Source organism: Pseudomonas sp. 22082 (assembly GCF_052046055.1).
GTDB classification, from domain to species: Bacteria; Pseudomonadota; Gammaproteobacteria; order Pseudomonadales; family Pseudomonadaceae; genus Aquipseudomonas; species Aquipseudomonas pharyngis.
In genome coordinates this window covers 111943-137730 of sequence record NZ_JBQEQB010000022.1, presented here as the reverse complement: position 1 = coordinate 137730, position 25788 = coordinate 111943, and the positions used below count along the sequence as shown (strand labels likewise).

Sequence of the window (25788 nt, the reverse complement as noted above, 5' to 3'; positions counted from 1 at the left end):
TCGTCAAGATTAAATTCCGAAACCCCAATTGCGAAAGCAGTTGGGGTTTTGTTTTGTCCGCAGGAAAGTGCCTGGAGGAAGCTGAAGCTCCAACCGTCACGATCGCAACCATTGGGGAAATCCCTCTGAAATGACCGCCCGGTTTTTGGTATGGTGCAGCTCGTTTTTTAACGGACTGATGTCACGCCTAAGGATCGGCGCTCATTTTTTTGTCAAAGAGTGGCTGCAGAAATGCCCGAACCCATCCCAATCAAAGATCACGAAAAAGAGACGCGGCTGGTCAACAAACGCCTGATCGCCTGTGCCTTGTTCGTCTTCGCCATTAGTTGCGCCTTGGTTGTGCGCCTGTACATCCTGCAAGTCGTCGAGTTCGACTATCACTCGACCATCTCCGAGAACAATCGCGTCCATGTACTGCCGATACCGCCGACACGCGGCCTGATCTACGATCGCAACGGTGTGTTGCTGGCCGACAACCGTCCCAGCTACAACCTGACGATCACAAGAGAGCGCGCGACTGACGTCAACCAGGAACTGGATGAAGTCATCAACCTTCTGCACCTGCCCGCCGAAGACCGCGCAGTCTTCGACAAGGCCATGAAGCAGTCGCGTCACCCGTTTACACCAGTGACGCTGTTCTACGAGCTGACCGAAGAACAGATCGCCGTGCTGGCAGTCAACGAGTTCCGCCTGCCGGGTCTGGATGTCGAGCCGCAATTCGTTCGTAACTATCCATTGGGCGCACACTTCGCACACTCGATCGGCTATGTCGGCCGTATCAACGAAAAAGAATCCAAGACCCTCGATTCTGTCGAATACCGTGGCACCCAATCCATCGGCAAGACCGGTATCGAACGCTTCTACGAGCCGCAACTGCACGGCCACGTCGGTTACGAGGAAGTTGAGACCAATGCTCAGGGCCGCGTACTGCGCGTGCTGAAACACACCGATCCGATACCAGGCAAAAACATTGTTCTGAGTCTCGACGTTAAACTCCAGGAAGCCGCCGAAGCCGCACTGGGCGACCGTCGCGGCTCGGTGGTTGCGCTGGACCCATCGACCGGCGAAGTGCTGGCCATGGTCAGCAACCCGAGCTTCGACCCCAATCTGTTCGTGACCGGTATCAGCTCCAAGGAATACTCCGCGCTGCGTGACTCCATTGACCGCCCGCTGTTCAACCGCGTGTTGCGCGGCCTGTACGCGCCCGGTTCGACGATCAAGCCAGAGGTGGCGATTGCCGGGCTCGACGCCGGCGTGGTCACGCCTCAGACCCGCGTCTTCGATCCGGGTTACTACCAACTGCCTGATTTCGATCACAAGTACCGCAACTGGAACCACAGCGGCGACGGCTGGGTGGACATGGACGCCGCGATCATGCGCTCCAACGACACCTACTTCTACGACCTGGCGCACAAGCTCGGCATCGATCGCCTGCACGACTACATGACGATGTTCGGCCTCGGCGAGAAAGTCTCGCTCGACATGTTCGAGGAGTCACCCGGCCTGATGCCGTCCCAAGCCTGGAAACGTGCAACTCGTCGTCAGGCCTGGTTCCCTGGCGAGACTGTGATTCTCGGTATCGGCCAGGGCTACATGCAAGTCACGCCACTGCAACTGGCCCAGGCCACTGCGTTGATCGCCAACAAGGGCGTCTGGAACCGTCCGCATCTGGCCAAGACCGTCGACGGTGTAGCACCGGTGGACGAACACCCGATGCCGAATATCCTGCTAAAGGATCCCCGTGACTGGGAACAGGTCAATCATGGCATGCAGATGGTGATGCACGACGCCCGAGGCATTGCCCGTGCGGCGGCGGCCGGTGCGCAATACCGCATCGCCGGCAAGAGTGGTACGGCGCAGGTGGTGGCGATCAAGCAGGGCGAACGCTACAACCGCGAGAAAACCCTTGAGCGCCATCGCGACAACGCCTTGTTCGTCGGCTTTGCTCCGGCCGAGCATCCGAAGATCGTGATTTCGGTGATGATCGAAAACGGCGAGGCCGGTGGCCGCGTCGCAGGTCCCGTAGTGCGGCAGATCATGGACGCCTGGCTACTCGACCAGGACGGTCACCTCAAGCCGCAATACGCGGCGCCGACCAAAGCGCCGGGCGATCCCCACGTGTAATCCGTCACAGCTTCACAGCACAGGCTCACGCAAGCTGAGCATGTGCTGGAAGCTGTCGAGGAACACCGTTTCCGCCTGAGTCATCTTCTGTTCGCGATTCCACAGCAGCTGGATATCGAAATCGACCACTCCGTCTTTCGGCGGCAAGCGCCATAGCAAGCCCTGTTCGACATCCCGCCGAACCAGGTGAATCGGCAGACAGCCAATCCCGAAGCCTGCGCAGATCAGACGGTAAATCTCTTCGAAACTGGTGGAGGATGCGACGATCTTGCCGGTAAAGCCCTGTTGATCACGAAACAGCGTCAACGGCGAAAGATTGCCGCCGAGCTGATCACTGGTGAAGCTGACAAAGTTTTCTGCCGCGAGTTGCTCCAGCGTCAGATTCTGCTGCCCGAACAGCCGGTGCCGCTGTCCGCAAAAGTACGCATAGCGCTCACGAAACAAAACCCGTTGTTCCAGCCTCGGCTGCGGTAGACGACACAATCCGACACCTACCGTAGCGGTCTTTTGCAGCAATGAACTGATGATGTTCGAGCTGCCCATCACCTCGACTTCCAGCTCGATTTTCGGGTGAGTTTCGTGGAAATCCGCAAGAAACTCGTCGTAATGCCGCGCCTGCACGCCACTGACGGTGAGGATGCGGATCTTGCCGACAACGTCGTCATGGCGGTTCTCGACCACCGTGCCCAAACGGGAAATATCGCCGTAGATATCCGCCGCAATCCGCAGGACTTCTTCCCCGGTTTCCGTCAGATCAAAGCGCCTTCCACTGCGCGCAATCAACACACAATCCAGTTGTTCTTCGAGACGTTTCAACGCCTGGCTGACTGCCGACTGGGTGATGTGCAAGCGGGCAGCGGCACGGCTCATGCTGCCTTCCTGCCCGATCACCAGATACGTGCGGAGCAGGTTCCAGTCCAGCCGGTCATTGAGAAAACGTCGGCCAATCCAAGGATTTGCGGAGGAAGTCATGTAGTAGCCACGCTAATAGTAAAGATAAGTTTTTGAAAATTGACTAATCCTTTCACGGAAGCGATAAAGCCCACAAGCGCCACAGAGCGCGACTGTCAGCCGCCTCGACACCTGCCCAAAACTATAAATACACAGGGTTCTTGCATGCACACCACCGCTCAGCCGCGTCGCGCCGCGGCCGCTGCCTTCATTGGCACGACCATCGAGTTCTACGATTTCTACATCTACGCCACCGCCGCCGCACTGGTGCTCGGCCAAGTGTTCTTTCCCAGCAGCGACCCGGTGACCAGCACCCTCGCCGCGTTCGGCAGTTTTGCTGTCGGCTTCATCGCCCGCCCGATGGCCGGGATGGTGTTCGGTCATTTGGGCGATCGTCTCGGTCGCAAGAAAATGCTGCTGGTGACCATGGCGTTGATGGGCTTGGCCACGGCGGGTATCGGTCTGTTGCCGAGCTACGCCAGCGTCGGTATCTGGGCGCCCATCGGACTGATCGTGTTGCGCCTGATTCAGGGCATTTCCGTCGGCGGCGAGTGGGGCGGGGCAGTGTTGATGGCCAGTGAGCACGCCCCGGCCAAGCGTAAAACCTTCTATGCCTCCTTTGCACAACTCGGCAGCCCGGCGGGTTTGCTGCTGGCGTTGATCGCGTTTCGACTGGTGACGTCGCTGTCGCCGGAAGACTTCCTCGCCTGGGGCTGGCGTCTGCCGTTTCTCGCCAGCGGCGTGCTGATGATGGTCGGCCTGATGATCCGCTCCGGGGTGCATGAATCGCCGGAATTCGCCAAGGCCAAGGACAACAACGAAACCGCTAAATACCCGGTGAAAGACGTGATCCGTCAGTGCTGGCGGCAGATCCTGTTCGCCGCCGCCGCAGTCACCATCGGCTCGGCCGGGTTCTTCTTCACCAACACCTTCATGATCACCTACGTCACCCAATATCAGGGCATTCCGCGCGCGACCATTCTCGACTGCCTGTTCCTGGTGACAGTCATTCAACTGCTGTCGCAACCGTTATCGGCACTGCTCGCCGAGCGCATCGGCGAAGGCCGATTCCTGATGTTGGTGGCGTTGCTGTGCATGGGCACGCCGTACCCGATGTTCCTGCTGGTCGGCACTCAAAACATTCTGTTGATGACCCTCGGCATCGCTGTCGCGGTGGTGATTCTCTCGGCCTTGTACGCGGTGATCGCCGGGTACATGACTCAGGCCTTCCCGGTGCATCTGCGCTATTCGGGCATCTCCATCGCTTACCAACTGAGCTGTGCAGTGGCCGGCGGCACGACGCCGCTCATCGGCACGCTGCTGGCCAGCAAGTTCTCCGGACAGTGGCTGCCATTGGCGGTGTTCTTCACGCTGCTGTCGGCCCTGTCTCTGATCGGTGTCTGCGGCCTCGCGCGCTTGCGGGCCAACCCGGTCGTCCTTCATACCAACAAAGAGGTGTATTCGTGAGTAAGCCCGCCCACATTGACCCGATCGAATGGCAAGCCCGTTGCGAGCTCGCGGCGTTGTACCGATTGATCGCGCACTTTCGCATGACCGACCTGATCGACACCCACATCACCCTGCGGATTCCGGGGCCTGAGCATCATTTCCTGATCAACCGCTACGGCGTGATTTTCGACCGCATGCGCGCCTCCGATCTGGTGCGCATCGATCAGGACGGGCGCATCGTCGACCCTGAATACGCCGGGCATCGGGTCAACGCCGCCGGCTTCGTGATCCACTCGGCGATCCACATGGCGCGGCCGGATCTGAACTGCGTGATTCACACCCACACCGCCGCCGGCATGGCTGTCGCCGCGCAGAAACAAGGCCTGCTGCCGATCAGTCAACACGCGTTGAAGTTCTACGGAAAACTTGCTTACCACACCTACGAAGGTATCGCTCTGTCGCTGGACGAGCGCGATCGGTTGATCGCCGACCTCGGCCCGCACCGGGCGATGATCCTGCGCAATCACGGCCTGCTGGTCGGCGGTTCGAGCGTGGCCCAGGCATTCCAGGAGATCCACTTTCTGGAGCGCGCCTGCCAGGCTCAAGTGCAAGCACTGGCCGGCGGTTGCGAGCTGCATTTCCCGTCGCCGGAAGTCTGTGCCCACACCGCCGAACAGTTCGACCGCGATGAGCAGGACAACATCATCGACCTGGCCTGGGAGGCCGCATTGACCCTGATCGAATCCCAGCGCGAGTCCTATCTGTCATGAACACCGTTGCACTGATGTCCCGCGATACGCTGTTGCTCAAACAATTGCAGGAAGCCTTTGCCCGCCGTGCGCCGCAGCTTTCGGCGGTGCTGGCCGACGATCCCCGGGCGGCGAATGCGCAGATCGCGGCGTGCTGGTTTCCGCTGCCGGATAGCCTCGCCGCGTTGCCTAATCTGCAAGTGATTCACTCGGTCGCCGCCGGCATTGATCACCTGGAGCACGATCCGTCGTGCCCGGATTTGCCAGTGTGCAGGGTGGTTGATCCCGGCCATCGCCAAGGCATGACCGAGTATGTGCGCTGGGCGGTGATTCACTTTCATCGCGGCTTCGCAAGTGCTGGAGCAACAACGCCAACAGCATTGGGAGCGACCGCTGCAACGCCCGGCCCGTGAGTTTCGGATCGGTGTGATGGGGCTCGGCTCGCTCGGCAGCGCGATTGCCCAAGACCTGGCCAGTGCCGGTTATGACGTGCGTGGCTGGGCGCGCAGCAGCAAGGATTTACCGGGCGTGCAGACCTTTGCCGGCACCGGTGCCTTCCACCCGTTCCTCGACGGCGTGGAGTTGCTGATCAATCTGTTGCCGCTCACCCACGAGACGCGCGGCATCCTCAATCGCGAGACGTTTGAACGGATGGCCAACGGCGCGGCGCTGGTCAACGTCGGGCGCGGCGGGCATCTGAACATCGACGATCTGCAACAGGCACTGGCCCGTGGAAAACTGCGCGGTGCATTGCTGGATGTCTTCGAGCAGGAACCGCTGCCCGCCGAGCATTCGCTGTGGAAAACTCCGGGTGTAACCGTCACCCCGCACATGGCTTCGGCGGCTTCGCACGACTGCATCGCCGAGCAGATCGCCGAGAACTTTCGCCGTTTGAACGTCGGCGAACCGCTGCTCAACAGCGCGGATCGACTGCTCGGTTATTGATCCGCCAGACAGGCCTGTAAACGCTCGATGAACAGCGTCTCGGCGCGACTCATGCGCTGGTCGCGGTTCCACAGCAGATGAATGTCGACATCGGCAATACCCTCGTGGGGCGGCAGGCGCCAGAGCAATCCGGCCTCGACGTCCGCTGCCACCACGTGCTCCGGCAGGCAACCGATACCGAACCCGGCGATCACCAGTCGCCGTACTTCTTCCAGGCTCGGCGATGACGCAACGATGCGTCCGCTGAAGCCCTGTTGATCGCGAAAAATCGTCAGCGGCGAGAGCATGCCGCCAATCTGGTCGCTGGTGAAACTGACGAAATTCTCACGCTGCAAATCGCCTTCGCCGATGTCCTGTCGGCCAAACAGTGCATGGTGTTTGCCACAGAAGAACGCATAGCGTTGACGCAGAAACAGACGCTGTTCCAGACGCGGTTGCGGGCGGCGATTGAGGCTAAGGCCGAGCGTCGCGGTTTTCTCCTGAAGCGCGCTGACGATGTCCGAACTGCGCATCACATCGACCTCCAGATCCACCCGTGGATACTGCCGATGAAAGTCAGCGAGGAAGTCATCGAAGCGCTCAGAAAAGATCCGGCTGATGATCAGCAACCGCACCTTGCCGATCACCTCGTCGGCCGGTTGCTCCAGCAGGCTGCTGACCTGGGACATTTGCCCGTAGATCTCGCCGGCCAGTTCGAAGATCTGCTCGCCGACTTCGGTGAGGGCAAAGCGTGGGCCGCGCCGGGCGATTAGCTGGCGACCCAGTTGCTCCTCCAGACGCTTGAGTGCCTGGCTCACCGCCGGTTGAGTCAGGTGCAGACGCGCGGCGGCGCGGCTGATGCTCAGCTCCTGGCCGATCACCCGGAAGGTGCGCAAAAGGTTCCAGTCCAGGCGGTCGTTGAGCAGGCGTTGGACATCGCGTTCGGCCATGGCGACTCTCGATTATAAGGTGAGGTAATACTCGGAATAATAAATAGAAAATTGACTAATCATAGCCCCGGGACGATAAATCACCCCACGACAGGCGCCGCCAGAGCGCCTTGGATTTACGTTTTCCTCCTGCCAAAAAAACAATCAAAGGAGCCCGACCCCATGAAGCCCCACGCTTCGAACCAGCCGCGCCGTGCGGCGGCCGCAGCCTTCATCGGCACCATGATCGAGTGGTACGACTTTTACATCTACGCCACCGCCGCCGCGCTGGTGTTCGGTGCGCTGTTCTTTCCCTCCGACGATCCGCTGTTCAGCACCATGGCCGCGTTCGGCACCTTCGCCGTGGGCTTCTTCGCCCGGCCGTTGGGCGGGATCATTTTCGGTCATATCGGCGACCGTATCGGCCGCAAGAAATCACTGATCATCACGCTGTTGATGATGGGCGTGGTCACGGTGTGCATCGGTCTGCTGCCGACCTACGCGCAGATCGGCGCGGCAGCGCCGGTGCTGCTGATTCTGTTGCGCATCGTCCAGGGCATTGCCGTCGGTGGCGAGTGGGGCGGGGCGGTGTTGATGGCCGGCGAGCATGCGCCGAAGGGGCGGCGCAATTTCTTCGCCTCGTTCGCGCAACTGGGCAGTCCGGCGGGTCTGATCCTGTCGCTGCTGGCCTTCAGTGCCGTGACCCGTTTGCCGGAAGAAGACCTGATGAGCTGGGGCTGGCGTCTGCCGTTCCTCGCCAGTGCGCTGTTGCTGTTGGTGGGCCTGGCGATTCGTCTGGGCGTGAATGAGTCACCGGAATTCCTCGCTAGCCGCGAGCAGGCCAGCAAGCAAATCAAGAAAGAGCAGGCGCCGGTGATGGAAGTCCTGCGCACCGCGTGGCGCCCACTGTTGCTGTGCATCGGCGCCAACACGCTGGGCATCGCAGGGGTGTATTTCACCAACACTTTCATGATCGCCTACACCACTCAGCAACTGGCGCTGCCACGTTCGCTGATTCTCGAATGCCTGTTTTTCGTCGCGATCATTCAGTTCTGCATCCAGCCGCTGGCCGCGTGGACGGCGGAGAAGATCGGTGCGACACGTTTCCTGTGCCTGGTGTCTCTGCTGGCGATGGCCTCGCCGTATCCGATGTTCGTGCTGGTCAGTTCGGCCCAGGCGCCGCTGATTATCCTCGGCATCGCGCTGGCGGTGGTGTGCATGGCCTCGTTCTATGCGGTGATCGCCGGTTACGTCAGCGGCATGTTCGAGACCCGCGTGCGCTACACCGCGATCTCGTTGGCCTATCAGATTTGCGGCGCGGTGGCCGGTGGGTTGACGCCGCTGATCGGCACGATGCTCGCGCACAAGTTCACCGGGCAGTGGTGGCCGATGGCGGTGTTCTACAGCCTGATCGCCGGCATTTCGCTGGTGTGCGTGCTGTCCCTCGCCCGTCGTCACGCCAGCGCCCATCGCGCGGAACTGGCCCGTGCCTGACCCGGAATTTCAGGAGAACCTCATGTTGAAAATCAATGGCCAACGCCTGTGGGCGAGCCTGATGGCCATGGCCGAAATCGGTGCCACAGCCCGAGGCGGCAGCTGCCGTCTGGCATTGAGCGACGAAGACAAGGCCGGTCGCGAACTGTTCGCCCACTGGTGCCGCGAAGCCGGCATGACTCTGAGCGTGGACGCCATCGGCAACCTGTTCGCCCGTCGCGCCGGCACCGATCCGGACGCCGCGCCGGTCATGATGGGCAGCCACCTCGACACCCAGCCCGAAGGCGGGCGTTTCGACGGCGTCTACGGCGTACTCGCCGGGCTGGAAGTGGTGCGTTGCCTCAACGACCTGAACATCCAGACCCGCAAACCGCTGGAAGTGGCAGTGTGGACCAACGAAGAAGGCGCACGCTTCACCCCGGCCATGTTCGGCTCGGCGGTGTTCACCGGGATCATGGATCTGAACGCCGCGCTGGCGGTGCGTGATGTCGATGGCATCAGCGTTGCAGAAGCTTTGCAGCGTACCGGTTACGCCGGTGATCGCCCGTTGGGAGGCGCGGTGGACGCGTATTTTGAAGCGCACATCGAACAAGGCCCGATCCTCGAGGACAACGCCAAAAGCATCGGCGTGGTCACGGGCGGTCAGGCGATCCGCTGGCTGGACGTGCGCGTGGAAGGCATGGCCGCCCACGCCGGCACCACGCCGATGCCGCTGCGTAAAGACGCGCTGTACGGGGTGGCGCGGATGATTCAGGCCATCGAAGGTCTGGCCACGGATTTTGCCCCGGAAGGCCTGACCACGGTCGGCGAGTTGAGTATCAACAAGTCCTCGCGCAACACCATTCCGGGGCTGGTGAATTTCACCGTCGATCTGCGTCATCACCGCGACGACGCCATTGCCACCATGGAGCAACAAGTCCGCGCCCGCCTGCAGGCGATCGCCGATGGGCGAGGTCTGAATCTGACGATCACCCCGCACTGGATCAGCCCGGCCACACCGTTCGACGCCGAATGCGTGGCGGCGGTGCAAGAAGCGGTAGATGCGCTGGGCTACGCTCAGCAGTCGATTGTCAGCGGCGCCGGGCATGACGCGATTCATCTTGCACGCTACTGCCCGACGGCGATGGTGTTCATCCCGTGCGTTGGCGGCTTGAGCCACAACGAAGCCGAGGACGTGTTGCCCGAAGATGTGAAGCAGGGCACCGATGTATTGCTCAACGCCGTGCTGGCTCGCGCCGGTCGAGCTGAATAAACGCAATCTCTGTGGGAGCAAGCCCGCTCCCACAGTTGACGGCGCCGGATTCAAGATATTCGTTAACTGACAGGTATCACTATGCGCAGTTTTTTCCACCCCGAACAATTGCTCCACCATCCACGCAGCTATTACTCGCGGGGGCAGATGCGCACGCCGCAGGAAGTCCCCGAGCGTGCGCAACGTCTGGTGCAGGCCGCCCACGGTTTGGGTTTCAGTGTCGAGCAGCCGATCGATGCCGGCCTCGCACCGTTGCTGGCGGTACACGGTGCGCCGTATCTGACGTTCCTTCAGGAAGCGCATGCACGCTGGAAGGAAATCCCCGAAGACTGGGGCGATGAAGTGATGTCGAACATCTTCGTCCGCGAGCCCAACGCCTTGCGTGGGATCCTCGCTCAGGCGGCGTGCTATCTGGCGGACGGCAGTTGCCCGGTCGGCGAGCAGACCTGGCGTTCCGCCTACTGGTCGGCGCAAAGCGCAATGGCCGGGGCTCAGGCGCTGATCGACGGTGAGCCCGCAGCCTACGCCTTGTGCCGTCCGCCGGGGCACCATGCCCGGGCAGAAGCAGCGGGCGGTTTCTGCTACGTGAACAACGCAGCGGTGGCGGCGCAAGTGCTGCGCGACAAGTTTGAAAAAGTCGCCGTGCTCGACACCGACATGCACCACGGTCAGGGCATCCAGGAGATTTTTTACGACCGCGATGACGTGCTTTACGTTTCGGTGCATGGCGATCCGACCAACTTCTATCCGGGCGTCGCCGGGTTCGCCGACGAACGCGGCAGCGGCGCGGGGGAGGGCTTCAATCTCAACCTGCCGATGGCCCATGGTTCAAGCGAAGCGGATTTTCTCGGGCAACTGGACGTCGCATTGAACGCGGTGCGCGAGTTCGGCGCCGAGGTGCTGGTGCTGTCGCTGGGTTTCGATATCTATGAGCTGGACCCACAAAGCAAAGTCGCCGTGACTCGTGAGGGCTTTACGGTACTGGGTGAGCGGATCCGCAGCCTGGGCCTGCCATGCCTGATCGTGCAGGAGGGCGGTTATCACCTGGAAAGTCTCGAAGACAATGCCCGAGCGTTTTTCGTGAATGGCGAGGTGTGGCAACGCTGAGGCACTCCACCTGCCGTAGCGCCGGTGGTGCTTGCCATCGCCCTGAAGCCATCGCGAGCAAGCCCGCTCCCACATTTGAAATGCGGTTCAAATGTGGGAGCGGGCTTGCCCGCGAAGAGGCCCTCGAAACAGTTACAAAAGTCAGGCCCCGGGTACCGGACAGCTCATGTCACCTTCCTCACACTTCAAATACTGCTTGAGCGCCTCGGTTCGCGTCTTTGTCACTGAGGTGATGCAATTGTTGTAGATCAACGGATAAACACTCCCGCCTGCCACCCCGGATGCCGAAAACTTGCACTCGGCATCGCGAAAGCCGATCCATGCCCGTTGCGCGCTCACCAGCATTTTTTTGCCCTCAGGGTTGTCCTTCAAACGGGCGGTGATCTGTTGATAAACCGCGTTCAACTCTTTGTCCGCTGCCTTGTTTTCCTGCGCGGCGCACTGATTCATCGTCGCCTGATCGCTGGCATTGGCGCAGTCCACGGCGGCGTGGACGACGGAAGTGAAAAGAAAGGGTGTCAGGGCCAGAAGCAGGCGTGGGGACATGAGTCATCTCGCTTTGATGAATGAACTTGCCGGGCAGTTTAGCGGCTTCGTCGCGCTAACAAGGTGTGCGATGTCTGGATGCGTTGAGCAACCGTTCGGCAGTCGCGGCAATTTCCTCTCCGTCATGCAGTTTTTCCAGCCACGCGGACGGGATTCCCTGCACGCCGTAATGGGCACCGGCCAACTGACCGACGATGGCGGCCGTGGTGTCCGCGTCATCGCCCAGATTCGCCGCCTGCAGGATGGCTGCGGAAAAACTGTCGGTATGCTGGAAGCACCATAGCGCCGCTTCCAGGGATTCGACGCAGTAGCCGCTGCCGCGAATGTCGCGCTCGGTCTTGTGCAGGTAGTTACCCCGGGCAATCGCCGCCACCTTGGGCTGGTTGAAGGATGTTTGCGGCAGAGTGCGCAGTTGCGCTTTCGATGCGCCTTCCAGGGCCTTGCAGAGCAGTTCGGCAAACAACTGGCAACATTCGATGGCCTCGGGCGCCGCGTGTGTGGTGCGTGAACTGTCGGCGGCGAATCGCCTGATTTGCCGGGCATCGGGGAAATAAAACAGAACCACGGGCACCAGTCGCATCAACGAGCCATTGCCGGCGCTATCGGGATCGGTGGAGCCGGCAAACGGCTCTCCGGTGTGTTGATAGCGATCCAGCGCCTGGCTCACGGTCATGCCAATGTCGAAGCATTCGCCGGTCGAGCTCAGATAACCCCATTGCCACCAGTTCAGATAGCGGCCCATCTGATCAGCGGCATCGAATGCGTTTTTGTTCAGCAGACTCTCCGCCAGGCACAACGCCATCGAGGTGTCGTCGGTCCATTGTCCGGGCTTCAAGTGAAAAGGCCCGCCACCGACCATGTCGGTCAGGCGGCGGAAGCTGCCGCGAGGCTGGAATTCGACGGTGGTTCCCACGGCATCGCCGCAGGCCAGGCCGAGCAGGGCGCCACGGTAACGTTCGGGGAGGGAGGGCTGCATGATGACGTCCTTGTGTCGTTCAATTCGCTGGGAACGTTAGCAGTTTCGCCGCGCCGATCCGTGCGCATTCTGACGAACCGGTGATCCAAAATACTGCCGGATATTTCAATCAGACCCGACCGTTGCACTGGATTGATACAACTTCGGATTGGACATGTGGTCATACAAGCCTACTGTTCAAAACAGGAGGTGACGTATGAAACCAGTACCCAACAGCTTTGAACGCAAGATCATGCTCAGGTCGCCGCGCTCCCATGTCTGGCGCGCCCTGGTCGATGCCGAGGCGTTCGGCCAGTGGTTCGGCGTTGCGCTGGAGGGCCGGCGGTTTATCGCGGGCGAATGGACGCAAGGGCAGGTCACATACCCCGGTTATGAACATGTGTTGTGGAACGTGCTGGTGGAGCGGGTCGAGCCGCAGCAGTTGTTCTCCTTCCGTTGGCACCCCTACGCGGTGAACCCGAAAATCGACTACTCCCAGGAACCGACCACGCTGGTCAGATTCGAATTGCAGGACTACGAGAACGGTACGTTGCTGAAAGTCTCCGAATCCGGTTTCGCGCACATTCCCGACGTGCGCCAGAAAGAGGCGTATTACATGGACAGCCGGGGCTGGGAGGAACAGTTGAGTCGACTTGAACACTTCCTCGCGGAGAGCGAACGGGCCCGCGAGCGTGAAGGTGGCTGATCTCGGCCTGTTCACGCCGTGGCTGGAACGCTGGGCGCTGGTGCCGGACGGCGAGCCGGTCATCACCCCGGGCAGCCGCCTGTTGCCGGTGCGTCAGGGCGATGTGCCGGCAATGCTGAAAGTCGCGGTGGACGACGAGGAAAAGTACGGCAACCTGCTGATGACCTGGTGGGACGGCGATGGCGCCGCCCGGGTGCTCGCTCATTACGAGGAAGGCCTGTTGCTGGAGCGGGCCATGGGCCAGCGTTCGCTGATGCACATGGCGCTCAACGGCGAAGACGACGAAGCCACACGGATCATGTGTCGAGCGCTGGCGCACCTGCACGCACCGCGACCAACGCCGCCACCCCCGTTGGTGGAACTGGCGCCGTGGTTCGCATCATTAAGAATGGCCGCGACCCGATACGTCGGCCAATACGCCGAATGCCTGCAAACCGCCCAGACCTTGCTCGCCGAGCCGCAGGACGTAGTGGTGCTGCACGGCGACATGCACCACGACAACGTCCTCGATTTCGGCCCACGGGGCTGGCTGGCCATCGACCCCAAGCGGGTGCGGGGCGAGCGCGGTTACGACTACGCCAACCTGATCTGCAACCCGGAACTGCCGACGGCCACCGATCCGGAGCGCTTTCGGCACCAAGTCAATGTGATCTGCGAAGCAGCGGCAATTGAACGCAAGCGCCTGCTGCAATGGGTACTGGCCTTCGCCGGACTGTCTGCCGCGTGGTTCATGGAAGATGACGAGCCAAAAGCCGCCAACGGACAGCTGAAAGTCGCACGACTGGCGGCTTCCGCGCTCAATGCCTGACACGCCTAAGGGTTTTCGGAAGGCGCGCTATGGCGAATGTCTTACACGCGCTGGTAGCTTTTTCGACTATTGCCGATTGGATCCAGAGCGTAATCTAGCCTCATCAACTGAAGCACAGGGAGTGTTTCAGGATCACGGATGATCGACCATTAGCAAGGATCGCTGCCGACAGGGAGTCGATAATGGTCTTGGGAAAAACCCGCTTCGGCGGGTTTTTTTTCGTCTGCAGAAAAGTGCCGTGCTCAAACAGAAACACCGCCGATCTGGCGGTGTTTCTGCATCTGCAGGTCTTACGAGGCGATCAACTGGCGCAACACGTAATGCAGAATCCCGCCGGACTTGAAGTACTCCACCTCGTTCAAGGTGTCGATGCGGCACAGCACTTCGATTTTCTCCTGCCGTCCGTCTTCACGGGTGATGACCAGGGTCAGGTTCATCCGTGGCGTCAGCTCGACACCGCTCAGGCCCTGGATATCCAGGGTTTCCTTGCCGGTGAGGTTCAGGCTCTTGCGGTTCTGATCCAGTTTGAACTGCAACGGCAGCACGCCCATGCCCACCAGGTTGGAACGGTGGATGCGCTCGAAGCTTTCGGCGATCACCGCTTTCACGCCCAGCAGATTGGTGCCCTTGGCCGCCCAGTCGCGGCTGGAACCGGTGCCGTATTCTTGCCCGGCAATCACTACCAGCGGCGTGCCTGAGGCCTGATAACGCATGGCCGCGTCGTAGATCGCCAGTTTCTCGCCGGTCGGAATGTAGATCGTGTTGCCGCCTTCTTCGCCGCCGAGCATTTCGTTGCGGATACGGATATTGGCAAACGTGCCGCGCATCATCACTTCGTGGTTGCCCCGGCGCGAGCCGTAGGAGTTGAAGTCCCGTGGCTCGACGCCTTGCTCGCGCAGGTAACGTCCGGCCGGGCTGTCGACCTTGATGTTGCCGGCGGGGGAGATGTGGTCGGTGGTCACCGAATCGCCCAGCAACGCCAGCACTCGCGCGCCTTGCACGTCAGCGATCACCGGCAATGGCCCGGCAATGTCATCGAAGAACGGCGGGTGCTGGATGTAAGTCGAATCCGCCTGCCAGACGTAGGTCGCGGCTTGCGGCACTTCGATGGCTTGCCACTGTTCGTCACCGGCGAACACCTCGGCGTATTCCTTGTGGAACATCGCCGTATTGACCTGATTCACCGCGTCGGCGATTTCCTTGCTGCTCGGCCAGATGTCTCGCAGGTAAACCGGATTGCCCTGCTGGTCGTTACCCAGCGGCTCGCTGCTGATGTCGGTGCGCACAGTGCCGGCCAGGGCGTAGGCGACCACCAGTGGCGGCGAGGCCAGCCAGTTGGTTTTCACCAGCGGATGCACCCGGCCTTCAAAGTTGCGGTTGCCGGACAGCACCGAAGCCACGGTCAGGTCGGCTTTCTGGATGGCTTTTTCGATCGGTTCAGGCAGCGGTCCGGAGTTGCCGATGCAAGTGGTGCAGCCGTAACCCACCAGTGAAAACCCGAGCTGGTCGAGGTACTGCGTCAGCCCGGCGGCCTTGTAGTAATCGGTGACCACTTTCGACCCCGGTGCCAATGAGCTTTTCACCCACGGCTTGCGGGTCAGGCCTTTTTCCACGGCTTTTTTCGCCAGCAGGCCGGCGGCCATCATCACGCTCGGGTTGGAGGTGTTGGTGCAGGAGGTGATCGCGGCAATCACCACGGCCCCGTTTTTCAGGCGATAGGTGTGGCCGTCGTACTCGTAATCCGTTTCGCCGACCAGATCGGCATTGCCCACCGCCACGCCACCACCGCCTTCGCTTTCCAGGCGTCCTTCTTCCTTGCTGGTGGGTTTGAACTGCAAGTCGAGGAAGTCGCTGAACGCCTGGCCGACATTCGGTAGCGAGACGCGGTCCTGCGGGCGTTTCGGCCCGGCGAGGCTGGCTTCGACGCTGCCCATGTCCAGCGCCAGGCTGTCGGTGAACACCGGTTCCTGACCGGGCAGGCGCCACAGACCCTGAGCCTTGGTGTAGGCCTCGACCAGTTTCACCACTTCAGGCGGACGGCCGGACAGGCGCAGGTAGTCGAGGGTCACGTCATCCACCGGGAAGAAACCGCAGGTCGCGCCATATTCCGGGGCCATGTTGGCGATGGTCGCGCGGTCGGCCAGCGGCAGGTCGGCGAGGCCGTCGCCATAGAACTCGACGAATTTGCCGACCACGCCTTTCTTGCGCAGCATCTGGGTGACGGTCAGCACCAGGTCGGTGGCGGTGATGCCTTCCTTGAGCTTGCCGGTGAGTTTGAAACCGATGACTTCCGGAATCAGCATCGACACCGGTTGCCCGAGCATCGCCGCTTCCGCCTCGATCCCGCCCACGCCCCAGCCCAGTACGCCGAGGCCGTTGATCATGGTGGTGTGGGAGTCGGTGCCGACCAGTGTGTCGGGGAAGGCATAGGTACGGCCGTCTTCGTCCTTGGTCCACACCGTGCGACCGAGGTATTCGAGGTTGACCTGGTGGCAGATCCCGGTGCCCGGCGGCACCACGCTGAAGTTATCGAAGGCGCTCTGGCCCCAGCGCAGGAAGGCGTAGCGTTCGCCGTTGCGCTGCATTTCGATGTCGACGTTCTGTTCGAAGGCGCTGGCGCTGGCGAACTTGTCGACCATCACCGAGTGGTCGATCACCAGATCCACCGGCGACAGCGGGTTGATTCGCTGCGGATCACCACCGGCCTTGGCCATGGCGGCGCGCATCGCGGCCAGATCGACCACGGCGGGTACGCCGGTAAAGTCCTGCATCAGCACACGGGCAGGGCGGTACTGGATTTCCCGGTCGGAGCGGCGCTCCTTGAGCCACGCGGCAAGCGCCTTGAGGTCGGCGCCGGTGACGGTTTTTTCATCTTCCCAGCGCAGCAGGTTTTCCAGCAGAACTTTCAGCGACATCGGCAGCCTGTCGAGATCGCCCAAGGTCTTGGCGGCATCCGGCAGGCTGAAATAGTGGTAAGTCTTGTCATCGACTTTGAGGGTTTTCAGAGAATTCAGACTATCGAGGGACGGCATTACGATCACTCCTTTGAATCCGCACGGCTACGGATTGAGGGGACGGGCAGAGCTATCAACGTAGCCCTGTTTTCAGTAGCTGGCTAATAACTGGACTCTATGGGCAAGTCCAAGGTTCCGACATGGGCTATCATGCGCCGGTTTTCGTGACAGGCTTTGCTTCAACGCAGGGTCTGGGCATCGCGCAGGGGATGAATGATCGCCCTCTGCCCAGGAGTAAGAATGAACACCCTATTCATGCATTGCCGGCCAGGTTTCGAAGGTGAAGTCTGCTCGGAGATTTCCGACCTCGCCGCCCAACTCAACGTGGCCGGCTACGCCAAGGCCAAACCGGCTACCGCTTGCGCCGAGTTCGTCTGCAGCGAAGAGGATGGCGCCGAGCGTCTGATGCGCGGTCAGCGTTTCGCCGAGCTGATCTTCCCGCGCCAGTGGGCGCGCGGTTTCTTCATCGATCTGCCGGAAAACGACCGCATCAGCGTGATCCTCGCGCACATGGCTGAATTCCCGGTGTGCGGCAGCCTGTGGCTGGAAGTCGTCGACACCAACGACGGCAAGGAATTGTCGAATTTCTGCAAGAAGTTCGAAGGCCCACTGCGCAAGGCGCTGACCGGCGCCGGCAAACTGGTGGAGGACGCGAGCAAGCCGCGCCTGCTGCTGACCTTCAAGAGCGGTCGTGAGGTGTTTCTCGGTCTGGCCGACGCCGGCAACTCGGCGATGTGGCCGATGGGCATTCCGCGCCTGAAGTTCCCGCGCGAGGCGCCGAGCCGTTCGACCCTGAAACTGGAAGAGGCCTGGCACCACTTCATCCCCCGCGATCAGTGGGAAGATCGCCTGCACAGCGACATGACCGGCGTCGACCTCGGCGCTGCGCCGGGCGGCTGGACCTGGCAACTGGTCAATCGCGGCATGCTGGTGACCGCCATCGACAACGGCCCGATGGCCGAGAGCCTGATGGATACCGGTCTGGTGCAGCATTTGATGGCTGACGGCTTCACCTTCAAACCGAAGCAGCCGGTGGACTGGATGGTCTGCGACATCGTCGAGAAACCGGCGCGCAATGCCGCGATGCTTGAAGAGTGGATCGGCGAGGGGCATTGCCGGGAAGCAGTGGTCAACCTCAAGCTGCCGATGAAGCAGCGTTACGCCGAAGTGAAGCGCTTGCTCGAGCGTATCGCCGACGGTTTCAAGGCCCGTGGGATCAAGGTCGACATCGGTTGCAAGCAGCTGTACCACGACCGTGAGGAAGTGACCTGCCATCTGCGCCGCCATGACGTGAAGAAAGCCAAAGCCCGCTGAGCGCACGACAGGTGACCGAATACCCGGCATTGGGCGACAATGCCGGCCAGTTTCAGGAGTGAATCATGAGTGAAATGATCGATACGCCGGTCGACGGCACCCTCGACGCCACGGGCCTCAACTGCCCGGAGCCGGTGATGATGCTGCACCAGCACATCCGCGACCTGGTGCCCGGTGGCCTGCTCAAGGTGATCGCCACCGACCCGTCGACCCGCCGCGACATCCCCAAGTTCTGCGTGTTTCTCGACCATGAATTGGTGGGGCAGCACGAAGAAGCCGGGACCTATCTGTACTGGATCCGCAAGAAGTCCGGTTGATCGCAAGGCAAAAAAAGACCTGCAAATGCAGGTCTTTTTTTATGGCCGGTCAGCCCATCAAGCGGCTGATGCGAATGCGTTTGCGTGCGCTGCGCGTCAGGCGGATCGACAGCATCAGCGCCGCGCAGCTGAGGCCGACGATCAAACCTTCCCACAAGCCGCTCGGGCCACGCGGTTCGCCGAGCCAGTCGGTCAGGCCGAGTGCGTAACCCACCGGCAGACCGATACCCCAATAGGCGAACAGGGTCAGGATCATCGTCACCCGGGTGTCCTGATAACCGCGCAGGGCGCCAGCAGCGGTAACCTGAATCGCGTCGGAGAACTGGAACAGCGCCGAGTACACGATCAGCATCGCCGCGATATGAATCACCATCGGATCGGAGGTGTAGATCGCAGCAATATGTTCGCGCATCAGCAGCATCATGCTCGCCGACAGGCAGGCGTAAGCCAGCGCGGTGCCCATGCCGACACCCGCGGCGAAACGCGCTTCACGGGGTTCTTCACGGCCCAAGGCCTGGCCGACCCGCACGGTCACGGCCATGCCCAGCGAGTACGGAATCATGAACACCAGGGAGCTGACGTTCAGCGCGATCTGATGCCCGGCCACCACCGTGGCGCCGAGGCTGCCGATCAGCAGCGCGATCACCGCGAAGATGCTCGACTCGGCAAACACCGCGACGCCGATCGGCAGACCGATGGCCAGCAAACGCTTGATCACCGCCCATTGCGGCCAGTCGAACCGGCTGAACAGTTCGCTCGACTTGTAGGCTGGTGCCCAGCGCTCATAACCGGCCAGACCCAGCGCCATCACCCACATCACGATCGCCGTGGCCCAGCCGCAGCCGACGCCGCCCATCGCAGGCACGCCAAAGTGGCCATAAATGAACACGTAGTTCAGCGGAATGTTCAGCGCCAGCCCACACAGGCCCAGCACCATCGCCGGCCGCGTGCGGCCGAGGCCATCACTGGTGCAGCGCAGCACATGGTAGAAGGCAACGGCTGGCAGACCGCTGGCGATGCCGTGCAGGTACTGCATGCACGGGCCGATCAGTTCCGGATCGACTTTCATCAGGTGCAGGATCGGTTCGGCGCTGAACAGCATCGTAGTCGCCATCAGGCCCACCACCAGTGCCAGCCACAAGGCCTGGCGCACGATCGGGCCGATTTCACTGTGAGTGCCGGCGCCGAAGCGCTGGGCGACTTTCGGGGTGGTGGCCAGCAGGGTGCCGGTCATCAGCAGGAACACCGGCACCCAGATCGAGTTGCCCAGCGCCACGGCCGCCAGATCCTTGGGTCCGACGCGCCCGGCCATCACCGCATCGACGAAGCCCATAGCGGTGGTTGCCAGCTGCGCGATCATGATCGGCAGGGCCAGGCCGAGCAGATTTTTCAGCTCCAGGCGAACCCGGGCAGGGCGGTTGAGGGGAACGGCGGCAGGGCGGTCAGTCACGGAATTCACAGGCAAAGCGTCCACAGGGGTTGATGCGCAAGGCCGGGCATTCTACGCCGCTGACGTAACGGTCAGGAAAAATCCTCTGTTGCGTATTTGTAATCGCGGTGCCTCATCAAGAAATCACAGCTTGCTGGCTCATCGCAGTCCCAGCGCCTACACTGCCGATCCGCCCAAGGAGCCCCGCCATGCTGATTGTTGCCGACGAAAATATCCCGCTGCTCGATGCCTTTTTTGCCGGTTTCGGCGAGATCCGCCGGGTTTCGGGCCGTTCCATCGACCGGGCCACGGTCGAACACGCCGACGTGCTGCTGGTGCGCTCGGTGACCAACGTCAACCGCGCACTGCTCGAAGGCAGCAAGGTGCGTTTTGTCGGCACCTGCACCATCGGCACCGATCATCTGGATCTCGACTATTTCAACGAGGCCGGCATCACCTGGTCCAGCGCGCCCGGTTGCAATGCCCGGGGCGTGGTCGATTACGTGCTGGGCAGCCTGATGACCCTGGCGGAAATTGAAGGCGTCGATTTGCGTGAACGTACTTACGGTGTGATCGGTGCCGGTGAAGTCGGCGGTCGCCTGATCAAGGTCCTGAAAGGCTTGGGCTGGAACGTCAAAGTCTGCGACCCGCCACGTCAGGCGGCCGAGGGCGGCGACTATGTCAGCCTGGAGCAGATCATCGCGCAGTGCGATGTGATCAGCCTGCATACCCCGCTGACCCGCAGCGGTGACGGTGCGACCTGGCATCTGTTCGACGAGCAGCGTTTGCAGCAGCTCAAGCCCGGCGCCTGGCTGATCAACGCGGCGCGCGGTCCGGTAGTGGATAACACCGCGTTGCGCGAGGTGCTGCTGGAGCGTGAAGACCTGCAAGCGGTGCTCGATGTCTGGGAGGCCGAACCGCAAGTCGATGTGGCGCTGGCCGAGCTCTGCGTGCTGGCGACGCCGCACATCGCCGGTTACAGCCTCGACGGCAAACAGCGCGGCACGGCGCAGATCTATCAGGCGTACTGCGAATTTATCGGTGAGCCGGCCAGCATTCAGCTCGGTGATCTGCTGCCGGCGCCGTGGCTGTCGGAAGTTTCCCTGCATGCCGACAGCGATCCGGCCTGGGCGCTGGCGATGTTGTGCCGCGGTGTGTACGACCCGCGCCGGGACGATGCGGATTTCCGTCGCACGCTGCTGGGCAGCGTCGGTGAGCAACGTGCCGCGTTTGATCTGCTGCGCAAACAGTATCCATCGCGACGCGAGATCGAAGGTTTGAAGGTGCGGATCGACGGTGATTCGCCGTCCCTGCGCCAGATCGTGACCGCGCTGGGCGCTGTGGCCGTATAAACAGCGGGCAGAAAAAACCCGGCCTGCAAGGGCCGGGTCAGGAAGACGGTGGCGATATCACTTTTGTTCGGCAGGCTTGACCAATCGCTGCTCCAGTTCGCGGCAGGCGTCCTGGATCATGTCTTCAGTGATCTCGATTTCACGCCCGTTTTCGTCGATGATCGAGCAACCCAGAGGTTGGCCGGGCTTGGTGCGGATCACTTCAATCTTGTCATCGCTGCTGTTTTGCAAGGACATGGCCTGTCTCCTCATCAGGTTGTGTGCCTAGGTTAAAACCGTCAGGTGACCAGGCTGTGACAACTCCCTGCGGTCGGTCCGGAACGGCATCTCCACTCAAACAGAAATGACCGTCTGTCTCAACCCGGACCTTAGACCAATAGCGTCTAGGGGGTAGTCTTGCCGGTCATAATTAACCTGACTCATTGTGATTTGCAGAGTTCCACCCCATTTGACTCTGTAGGCTGGCCCTATCCATCAGCACACGACGTGAACCTGAATGATCTCGATGCTTTCCTCGCGCCACCGCCGGGCCTTGCGCCTGACCAGTCATTTCCTTGCTCCCTATCGCTGGCCGGCCTTCGGCGCACTGCTGGCGCTGATCGTCACGGCGGGCATCACCCTGTCGATGGGGCAGGGCATCAAGCTGCTGGTCGATCAAGGCTTCATGACCCAGTCGCCGCACTTGCTCAACCAATCCATCGGCCTGTTCATGCTGTTGGTGTTCGGCCTGGCGGTCGGCACCTTTGCGCGGTTTTACCTGGTGTCGTGGATCGGTGAGCGCGTGGTGGCAGACATTCGCCGGCAGGTGTTCAACCATCTGGTGTACCTGCATCCCGGGTTCTACGAAGACAACCGCAGCTCGGAAATCCAGTCGCGTCTGACCGCTGACACCACGTTGCTGCAATCGGTGATCGGCTCGTCGCTGTCGCTGTTCCTGCGTAATCTGCTGATGGTCATTGGCGGTGTGGTGCTGCTGTTCATCACCAACCCCAAACTCACCAGCATCGTAGTGATCGCGCTGCCGCTGGTGATTGCGCCGATCCTGATTTTCGGCCGTCGCGTGCGCAACCTCTCCCGGCTGAGTCAGGACCGGATTGCCGACATTGGCAGTTATGTGTCGGAAACCCTCGGCCAGATCAAAACCGTGCAGGCCTACAACCATCAGGTGCAGGACGAACAGCGGTTCGCCAGCACCGTCGAGCAGGCGTTCGAGACCGCGCGCAAACGGATTTTCCAGCGGGCCTGGCTGATCACGCTGGTGATCGTGCTGGTGCTCGGCGCCGTCGCGGTGATGTTGTGGGTCGGCGGCATGGACGTGATCGCGGGGCGGATTTCGGCGGGTGAACTGGCGGCGTTCGTGTTTTACAGCCTGATTGTTGGCAGTGCGTTTGGCACGTTGAGCGAAGTGATTGGCGAGTTGCAGCGAGCAGCCGGCGCCGCCGAGCGCATCGCCGAATTGCTGCGTTCGGAGAACATCATTCAGCCACCGACCGCGGGATTGGTGACGCTGCCGGAGCGAGTCAAAGGCGAACTGGAATTACAGGATGTGCGTTTTTCCTACCCTTCGCGTCCCGAAAGTCTTGCCGTCGATGGCTTGAGTCTGACGATCAACGCCGGAGAAACCCTCGCGCTTGTAGGACCGTCCGGCGCGGGCAAGTCCACGGTGTATGACTTGCTGCTGCGTTTCTACGATCCCCGGGAAGGGCGGATCCTGATCGATGGCGTGCCGCTGACGAGCCTTGATCCGCTGGACTTGCGTCGCTGCTTCGCGCTGGTCTCGCAAACCCCGGCGCTGTTCTTCGGCAGCGTCGAAGAGAACATTCGCTACGGCTGCCCCACCGCCACGCTGGAGCAGGTGCGGGAAGCCGCGAAAATCGCCCACGCCCACGACTTCATCGAACAGATGCCCGACGGCTACCAGACCCATCTGGGCGACGGTGGCCTCGGTCTGTCAGGCGGACAACGCCAGCGCCTGGCCATTGCCCGGGCGTTGCTGGTCGACGCGCCGATCCTGCTGCTCGACGAAGCCACCAGCGCCCTTGACGCCCAAAGCGAACACCTGATCCAGCAAGCGCTGCCGAGCCTGATGCAAAACCGCACCACGCTGGTCATCGCCCACCGGTTGGCCACGGTGAAAAACGCCGACCGGATCGCGGTGATGGATCAGGGCAAACTGGTGGCGATCGGCACACATCAGGAGTTGATTGCCAGTAATCCGCTGTATGCGCGGTTGGCGGCGTTGCAGTTCAGTGATGGTCATCAAGCTTCGACCGACCCTGTAACCGACTAAGTAACCGACCCAGTAGAACGCCATAAAAAATGCCCGCATCTCTCGATGCGGGCATTTTTGTTTACGTCGATCTATCGGCGATACGCGCCCCGATCACTGATCGTCGAAATACCGCTCATGCCAGTCCACCAGCGGCTGTGGCGAGTTGAGTTTCTGGCCGTAGATCACCGAGTAGGACAGCACGTTCTGCACATACTGGCGGGTTTCGTCGAACGGGATACTTTCCACCCACACGTCGAAGCTCAGGTGGTCGGCGCCGCGCAGCCATTGGCGCACGCGGCCGGGGCCGGCGTTGTAGGCGGCGGAGGCGAGCACGCGGTTGCCGTTGAACTGGCTGTGCACCTGGCTCAGGTAAGCGGCGCCGAGCTGGATGTTTTTATCCGGATCGAGCACCTGCTGTGGCGAGGCCAATGGAATGCTGAACTTGCGCGCGGTTTCCTTGGCGGTGCCCGGCATCAGCTGCATCAGGCCGCTGGCGCCGACGCTGGAGCGGGCGTCGTCCATGAACGCACTTTCCTGGCGGGTGATGGCGAACACCCAGCTCGAATGCAGGCCGCGCACCTTGGCTTCGCGTACCAGAGTGTCGCGGTGAGCCATCGGGAACCGGATGTCCAGATCATCCCAGTACTGCGCCTGACTGATGGTGCGGATGGCCGGGAAATACCATTTCAGGTCGTAGGCCAGTTTCGCCTGAGCGACCATTTCGTCGCGGCTGAAATGCCGGCTGACGTGATACCACTCGCGGCGACCGTCGACGATCTGCCCACGGGCGTGGAACTCCAGTGCACGACGTACGCCAGGGGTGTTGCGCACTTTGTTGATCAGCGCCTGACTGAGCACCAGCGGCTTGTTGTTCAGCGAGTACGGCGATTGCGAGCGGTCAGCGGCGAGGAAACCGTAGAAATCACGTTCCCGCGACAGGTTCTTGTACAGCGTCTGCGCTTCCGGGTTCTGCGGTTGCGCCAGTTCCAGGCTGCGGGCCTGCCAGTAACGCCAGCGGTTGGTGGTGGCCAGATCCTGCGGCAGACGGCGGGTCAGTTGGTAGGCGTCATCCCAGCGCGCCAGACGCAACAACAGACGCAGGCGCCATTCGGACACAGTGTTGTCGCGCAGTTCCGGATCGTATTTGGTCATCACGTCCAGCGCGCGGCTGTCGAAGCGGCGGGCCAGCGTCAGGCCGATTTCCCGGGCGATCGCGACTTTTTCATCCCGGGAGAAATGCATGCTGCTGGCATAACCGTCGAGCAGGGCCATGGCCTTGTCCGGGTCCTGACGCGCGAGGCGGCGCAGGCCGAGGCTGACCACGTCCGACATCGGTTCATCGGCCGGCGTGAAGCGCGACGGCTGGTTGAGCAATTCCGGTTTCTGCGCCACGTCCACCAGCAGGCGGCCGCGCGGGGCGAGGGTGGTCAGGCCGTTGACCAGGCTGTTGGCCAGCGGATAGTTGCGGTGCTGGGCGGCGAGTTTGGCGCGTTCCCAGCGTTTCTGTTCGGTCAACTGACCTTCGGCGGCCCACATGCCGAACAGCGCATCGCAGGCGGCGGGCTGGGATTTACCGGTCAGCCACAGTTTCTCGGCGTTGGCGTAGCCCTCGGCCTTCTTGTTGTGGCTGATCTGGTACTGCGCGTTGAGGCAGTCCAGTTCGGTGAAATTCAGTTTGGGGTCGTAATACTTGACGAACGTCGCCCAGTCGCCGCGATCGGCCAGCCAGCGCAGCCAGCGCAGTTTCATCCAGTTGGCCTGGGGCAGGTCACCGTGTTCGGCGAGGAATTTTTCGATCTCCGCGTTGCTGGCGGTTTTCAGGCGGGCGGTCAGCTCGTCGTAAGCCAGGTATGGCTCCAGCGGATAATCAGCCAGAGCCTGGCTGTAACGGAAATACGGGCCGGTATCGCCCTTGGCCAGGGCGCGCTTGGCTTCATCGTAATACTGGCGTTGGGTGGACAGGTCCACCGCCTGGGCGGATTGAACGGCAGCGGCGGAAAGCAGCAAACATGAAAAAACACTGAAGAGGCGACTGCGCATGAGACATCCGGGCAGAGAAATCATGACAAGTGCCGGCCCAAAACCCGCACTGAATT

General features: G+C 61.5%; 20 protein-coding genes and 1 pseudogene. 13 read left to right on the top strand and 8 right to left on the bottom strand.

Annotation, left to right across the window (positions count from 1 at the left end):
* Positions 1–231 precede the first annotated feature (231 nt).
* A complete protein-coding gene (gene mrdA / locus ACTJK9_RS23530; protein ID WP_221397826.1) occupies positions 232–2124 on the top strand; it encodes a penicillin-binding protein 2 in 1893 nt (630 codons plus the stop codon).
* Positions 2125–2136: 12 nt separating this feature from the next.
* On the opposite strand, the gene ACTJK9_RS23525 is transcribed toward mrdA, so the two are convergent.
* On the bottom strand, positions 2137–3096 hold the full coding sequence (locus tag ACTJK9_RS23525; RefSeq protein ID WP_039772832.1) for a LysR family transcriptional regulator: 960 nt from the start codon (positions 3094–3096) through the stop codon (positions 2137–2139).
* A 144-nt stretch (positions 3097–3240) separates the two neighbouring features.
* Between ACTJK9_RS23525 and ACTJK9_RS23520 the strand changes: the two genes are divergently transcribed.
* The 3 genes and pseudogenes from ACTJK9_RS23520 (at position 3241) to ACTJK9_RS23510 (ending at position 6218) form a co-directional block, all read left to right on the top strand.
* A complete protein-coding gene (locus ACTJK9_RS23520; protein WP_440816622.1) occupies positions 3241–4542 on the top strand; it encodes an MFS transporter in 1302 nt (433 codons plus the stop codon).
* Positions 4539–5294, top strand: a complete 756-nt coding sequence (locus ACTJK9_RS23515) for a class II aldolase/adducin family protein (protein ID WP_064598177.1) — start codon at positions 4539–4541, stop codon at positions 5292–5294. The genes ACTJK9_RS23520 and ACTJK9_RS23515 overlap by 4 nt, the downstream gene beginning before the upstream one ends.
* Positions 5291–6218 (top strand): annotated as a pseudogene (locus tag ACTJK9_RS23510) (2-hydroxyacid dehydrogenase). The gene ACTJK9_RS23515 and the pseudogene ACTJK9_RS23510 overlap by 4 nt, the downstream one beginning before the upstream one ends.
* Here ACTJK9_RS23510 and ACTJK9_RS23505 read toward each other — a convergent pair.
* Complete coding sequence (locus ACTJK9_RS23505; RefSeq protein ID WP_007953119.1) at positions 6212–7147, bottom strand: LysR family transcriptional regulator; 936 nt, start codon at positions 7145–7147, stop codon at positions 6212–6214. The pseudogene ACTJK9_RS23510 and the gene ACTJK9_RS23505 sit on opposite strands and share 7 nt — an antisense overlap.
* 162 nt (positions 7148–7309) lie before the next feature.
* Here ACTJK9_RS23505 and ACTJK9_RS23500 point away from each other — a divergent pair, with 162 nt between their 5' ends.
* The 3 genes from ACTJK9_RS23500 (at position 7310) to ACTJK9_RS23490 (ending at position 10979) form a co-directional block, all read left to right on the top strand.
* Positions 7310–8620, top strand: coding sequence for an MFS transporter (locus ACTJK9_RS23500; RefSeq protein WP_085649314.1), 1311 nt, complete (start codon positions 7310–7312; stop codon positions 8618–8620).
* 22 nt (positions 8621–8642) lie between these two features.
* Positions 8643–9872, top strand: coding sequence for a Zn-dependent hydrolase (locus tag ACTJK9_RS23495; protein ID WP_221397821.1), 1230 nt, complete (start codon positions 8643–8645; stop codon positions 9870–9872).
* 81 nt (positions 9873–9953) lie between these two features.
* The gene (locus tag ACTJK9_RS23490) at positions 9954–10979 is read left to right on the top strand and encodes a histone deacetylase family protein (protein WP_440816617.1); all 1026 of its coding nucleotides are present in this window, start codon (positions 9954–9956) and stop codon (positions 10977–10979) included.
* Positions 10980–11120: 141 nt separating this feature from the next.
* Here ACTJK9_RS23490 and ACTJK9_RS23485 read toward each other — a convergent pair whose 3' ends face one another.
* A complete protein-coding gene (locus ACTJK9_RS23485; RefSeq protein ID WP_085613107.1) occupies positions 11121–11525 on the bottom strand; it encodes a lysozyme inhibitor LprI family protein in 405 nt (134 codons plus the stop codon).
* Positions 11526–11580: 55 nt separating this feature from the next.
* Entirely contained in the window at positions 11581–12501 is a 921-nt protein-coding gene (locus ACTJK9_RS23480; RefSeq protein ID WP_221397819.1) for an ADP-ribosylglycohydrolase family protein, read from the bottom strand.
* A 196-nt stretch (positions 12502–12697) separates the two neighbouring features.
* Here ACTJK9_RS23480 and ACTJK9_RS23475 point away from each other — a divergent pair, with 196 nt between their 5' ends.
* Together ACTJK9_RS23475 and ACTJK9_RS23470 are read left to right on the top strand one after the other, a co-directional pair.
* On the top strand, positions 12698–13186 hold the full coding sequence (locus ACTJK9_RS23475; RefSeq protein WP_085613109.1) for an SRPBCC family protein: 489 nt from the start codon (positions 12698–12700) through the stop codon (positions 13184–13186).
* The gene (locus tag ACTJK9_RS23470; RefSeq protein WP_085613180.1) at positions 13179–13994 is read left to right on the top strand and encodes an aminoglycoside phosphotransferase family protein; all 816 of its coding nucleotides are present in this window, start codon (positions 13179–13181) and stop codon (positions 13992–13994) included. The genes ACTJK9_RS23475 and ACTJK9_RS23470 overlap by 8 nt, the downstream gene beginning before the upstream one ends.
* 290 nt (positions 13995–14284) lie before the next feature.
* Here the strand turns inward: ACTJK9_RS23470 and acnA are convergent, their stop codons facing one another.
* Positions 14285–17026 (bottom strand): aconitate hydratase AcnA, encoded by a 2742-nt coding sequence (gene acnA / locus ACTJK9_RS23465; protein ID WP_221397817.1) that lies wholly within the window; start codon positions 17024–17026, stop codon positions 14285–14287.
* Positions 17027–17248: 222 nt separating this feature from the next.
* On the opposite strand from acnA, the gene rlmM reads away from it, so the two are divergent.
* The gene (rlmM, locus tag ACTJK9_RS23460) at positions 17249–18322 is read left to right on the top strand and encodes a 23S rRNA (cytidine(2498)-2'-O)-methyltransferase RlmM (RefSeq protein WP_440816611.1); all 1074 of its coding nucleotides are present in this window, start codon (positions 17249–17251) and stop codon (positions 18320–18322) included.
* A 65-nt stretch (positions 18323–18387) separates the two neighbouring features.
* Entirely contained in the window at positions 18388–18639 is a 252-nt protein-coding gene (gene tusA, locus ACTJK9_RS23455) for a sulfurtransferase TusA (RefSeq protein ID WP_007953079.1), read from the top strand.
* Positions 18640–18688: 49 nt separating this feature from the next.
* Here the strand turns inward: tusA and ACTJK9_RS23450 are convergent, their stop codons facing one another.
* Positions 18689–20098, bottom strand: a complete 1410-nt coding sequence (locus ACTJK9_RS23450; protein WP_440816608.1) for an MATE family efflux transporter — start codon at positions 20096–20098, stop codon at positions 18689–18691.
* A 179-nt stretch (positions 20099–20277) separates the two neighbouring features.
* Between ACTJK9_RS23450 and pdxB the strand changes: the two genes are divergently transcribed.
* Positions 20278–21420, top strand: a complete 1143-nt coding sequence (pdxB, locus tag ACTJK9_RS23445; RefSeq protein ID WP_440816605.1) for a 4-phosphoerythronate dehydrogenase PdxB — start codon at positions 20278–20280, stop codon at positions 21418–21420.
* Positions 21421–21477: 57 nt separating this feature from the next.
* Here the strand turns inward: pdxB and ACTJK9_RS23440 are convergent, their stop codons facing one another.
* Positions 21478–21657 carry a PA1571 family protein gene (locus ACTJK9_RS23440; RefSeq protein ID WP_085613114.1) on the bottom strand — a complete coding sequence of 60 codons (180 nt, stop codon included), beginning with the start codon at positions 21655–21657 and terminating at the stop codon, positions 21478–21480.
* Positions 21658–21916: 259 nt separating this feature from the next.
* Here ACTJK9_RS23440 and ACTJK9_RS23435 point away from each other — a divergent pair, with 259 nt between their 5' ends.
* Complete coding sequence (locus tag ACTJK9_RS23435; RefSeq protein WP_178076495.1) at positions 21917–23710, top strand: ABC transporter transmembrane domain-containing protein; 1794 nt, start codon at positions 21917–21919, stop codon at positions 23708–23710.
* Between the two features lie 93 nt (positions 23711–23803).
* Here the strand turns inward: ACTJK9_RS23435 and ACTJK9_RS23430 are convergent, their stop codons facing one another.
* Positions 23804–25732 carry a transglycosylase SLT domain-containing protein gene (locus tag ACTJK9_RS23430; RefSeq protein ID WP_085613115.1) on the bottom strand — a complete coding sequence of 643 codons (1929 nt, stop codon included), beginning with the start codon at positions 25730–25732 and terminating at the stop codon, positions 23804–23806.
* Between the last annotated feature and the right edge of the window lie 56 nt (positions 25733–25788).

Excerpts from the sequence above, each read along its gene's own strand:
- mrdA (WP_221397826.1), top strand. The coding sequence starts at position 232 with ATGCCCGAACCCATCCCAATCAAAGATCACGAAAAAGAGACGCGGCTG.
- ACTJK9_RS23525 (WP_039772832.1), bottom strand. The coding sequence starts at position 3,096 with ATGACTTCCTCCGCAAATCCTTGGATTGGCCGACGTTTTCTCAATGAC.
- ACTJK9_RS23520 (WP_440816622.1), top strand. The coding sequence starts at position 3,241 with ATGCACACCACCGCTCAGCCGCGTCGCGCCGCGGCCGCTGCCTTCATT.
- ACTJK9_RS23505 (WP_007953119.1), bottom strand. The coding sequence starts at position 7,147 with ATGGCCGAACGCGATGTCCAACGCCTGCTCAACGACCGCCTGGACTGG.
- ACTJK9_RS23500 (WP_085649314.1), top strand. The coding sequence starts at position 7,310 with ATGAAGCCCCACGCTTCGAACCAGCCGCGCCGTGCGGCGGCCGCAGCC.
- ACTJK9_RS23495 (WP_221397821.1), top strand. The coding sequence starts at position 8,643 with ATGTTGAAAATCAATGGCCAACGCCTGTGGGCGAGCCTGATGGCCATG.
- ACTJK9_RS23490 (WP_440816617.1), top strand. The coding sequence starts at position 9,954 with ATGCGCAGTTTTTTCCACCCCGAACAATTGCTCCACCATCCACGCAGC.
- ACTJK9_RS23485 (WP_085613107.1), bottom strand. The coding sequence starts at position 11,525 with ATGTCCCCACGCCTGCTTCTGGCCCTGACACCCTTTCTTTTCACTTCC.
- ACTJK9_RS23480 (WP_221397819.1), bottom strand. The coding sequence starts at position 12,501 with ATGCAGCCCTCCCTCCCCGAACGTTACCGTGGCGCCCTGCTCGGCCTG.
- ACTJK9_RS23475 (WP_085613109.1), top strand. The coding sequence starts at position 12,698 with ATGAAACCAGTACCCAACAGCTTTGAACGCAAGATCATGCTCAGGTCG.
- acnA (WP_221397817.1), bottom strand. The coding sequence starts at position 17,026 with ATGCCGTCCCTCGATAGTCTGAATTCTCTGAAAACCCTCAAAGTCGAT.
- rlmM (WP_440816611.1), top strand. The coding sequence starts at position 17,249 with ATGAACACCCTATTCATGCATTGCCGGCCAGGTTTCGAAGGTGAAGTC.
- tusA (WP_007953079.1), top strand. The coding sequence starts at position 18,388 with ATGAGTGAAATGATCGATACGCCGGTCGACGGCACCCTCGACGCCACG.
- pdxB (WP_440816605.1), top strand. The coding sequence starts at position 20,278 with ATGCTGATTGTTGCCGACGAAAATATCCCGCTGCTCGATGCCTTTTTT.
- ACTJK9_RS23440 (WP_085613114.1), bottom strand. The coding sequence starts at position 21,657 with ATGTCCTTGCAAAACAGCAGCGATGACAAGATTGAAGTGATCCGCACC.
- ACTJK9_RS23435 (WP_178076495.1), top strand. The coding sequence starts at position 21,917 with ATGATCTCGATGCTTTCCTCGCGCCACCGCCGGGCCTTGCGCCTGACC.
- ACTJK9_RS23430 (WP_085613115.1), bottom strand. The coding sequence starts at position 25,732 with ATGCGCAGTCGCCTCTTCAGTGTTTTTTCATGTTTGCTGCTTTCCGCC.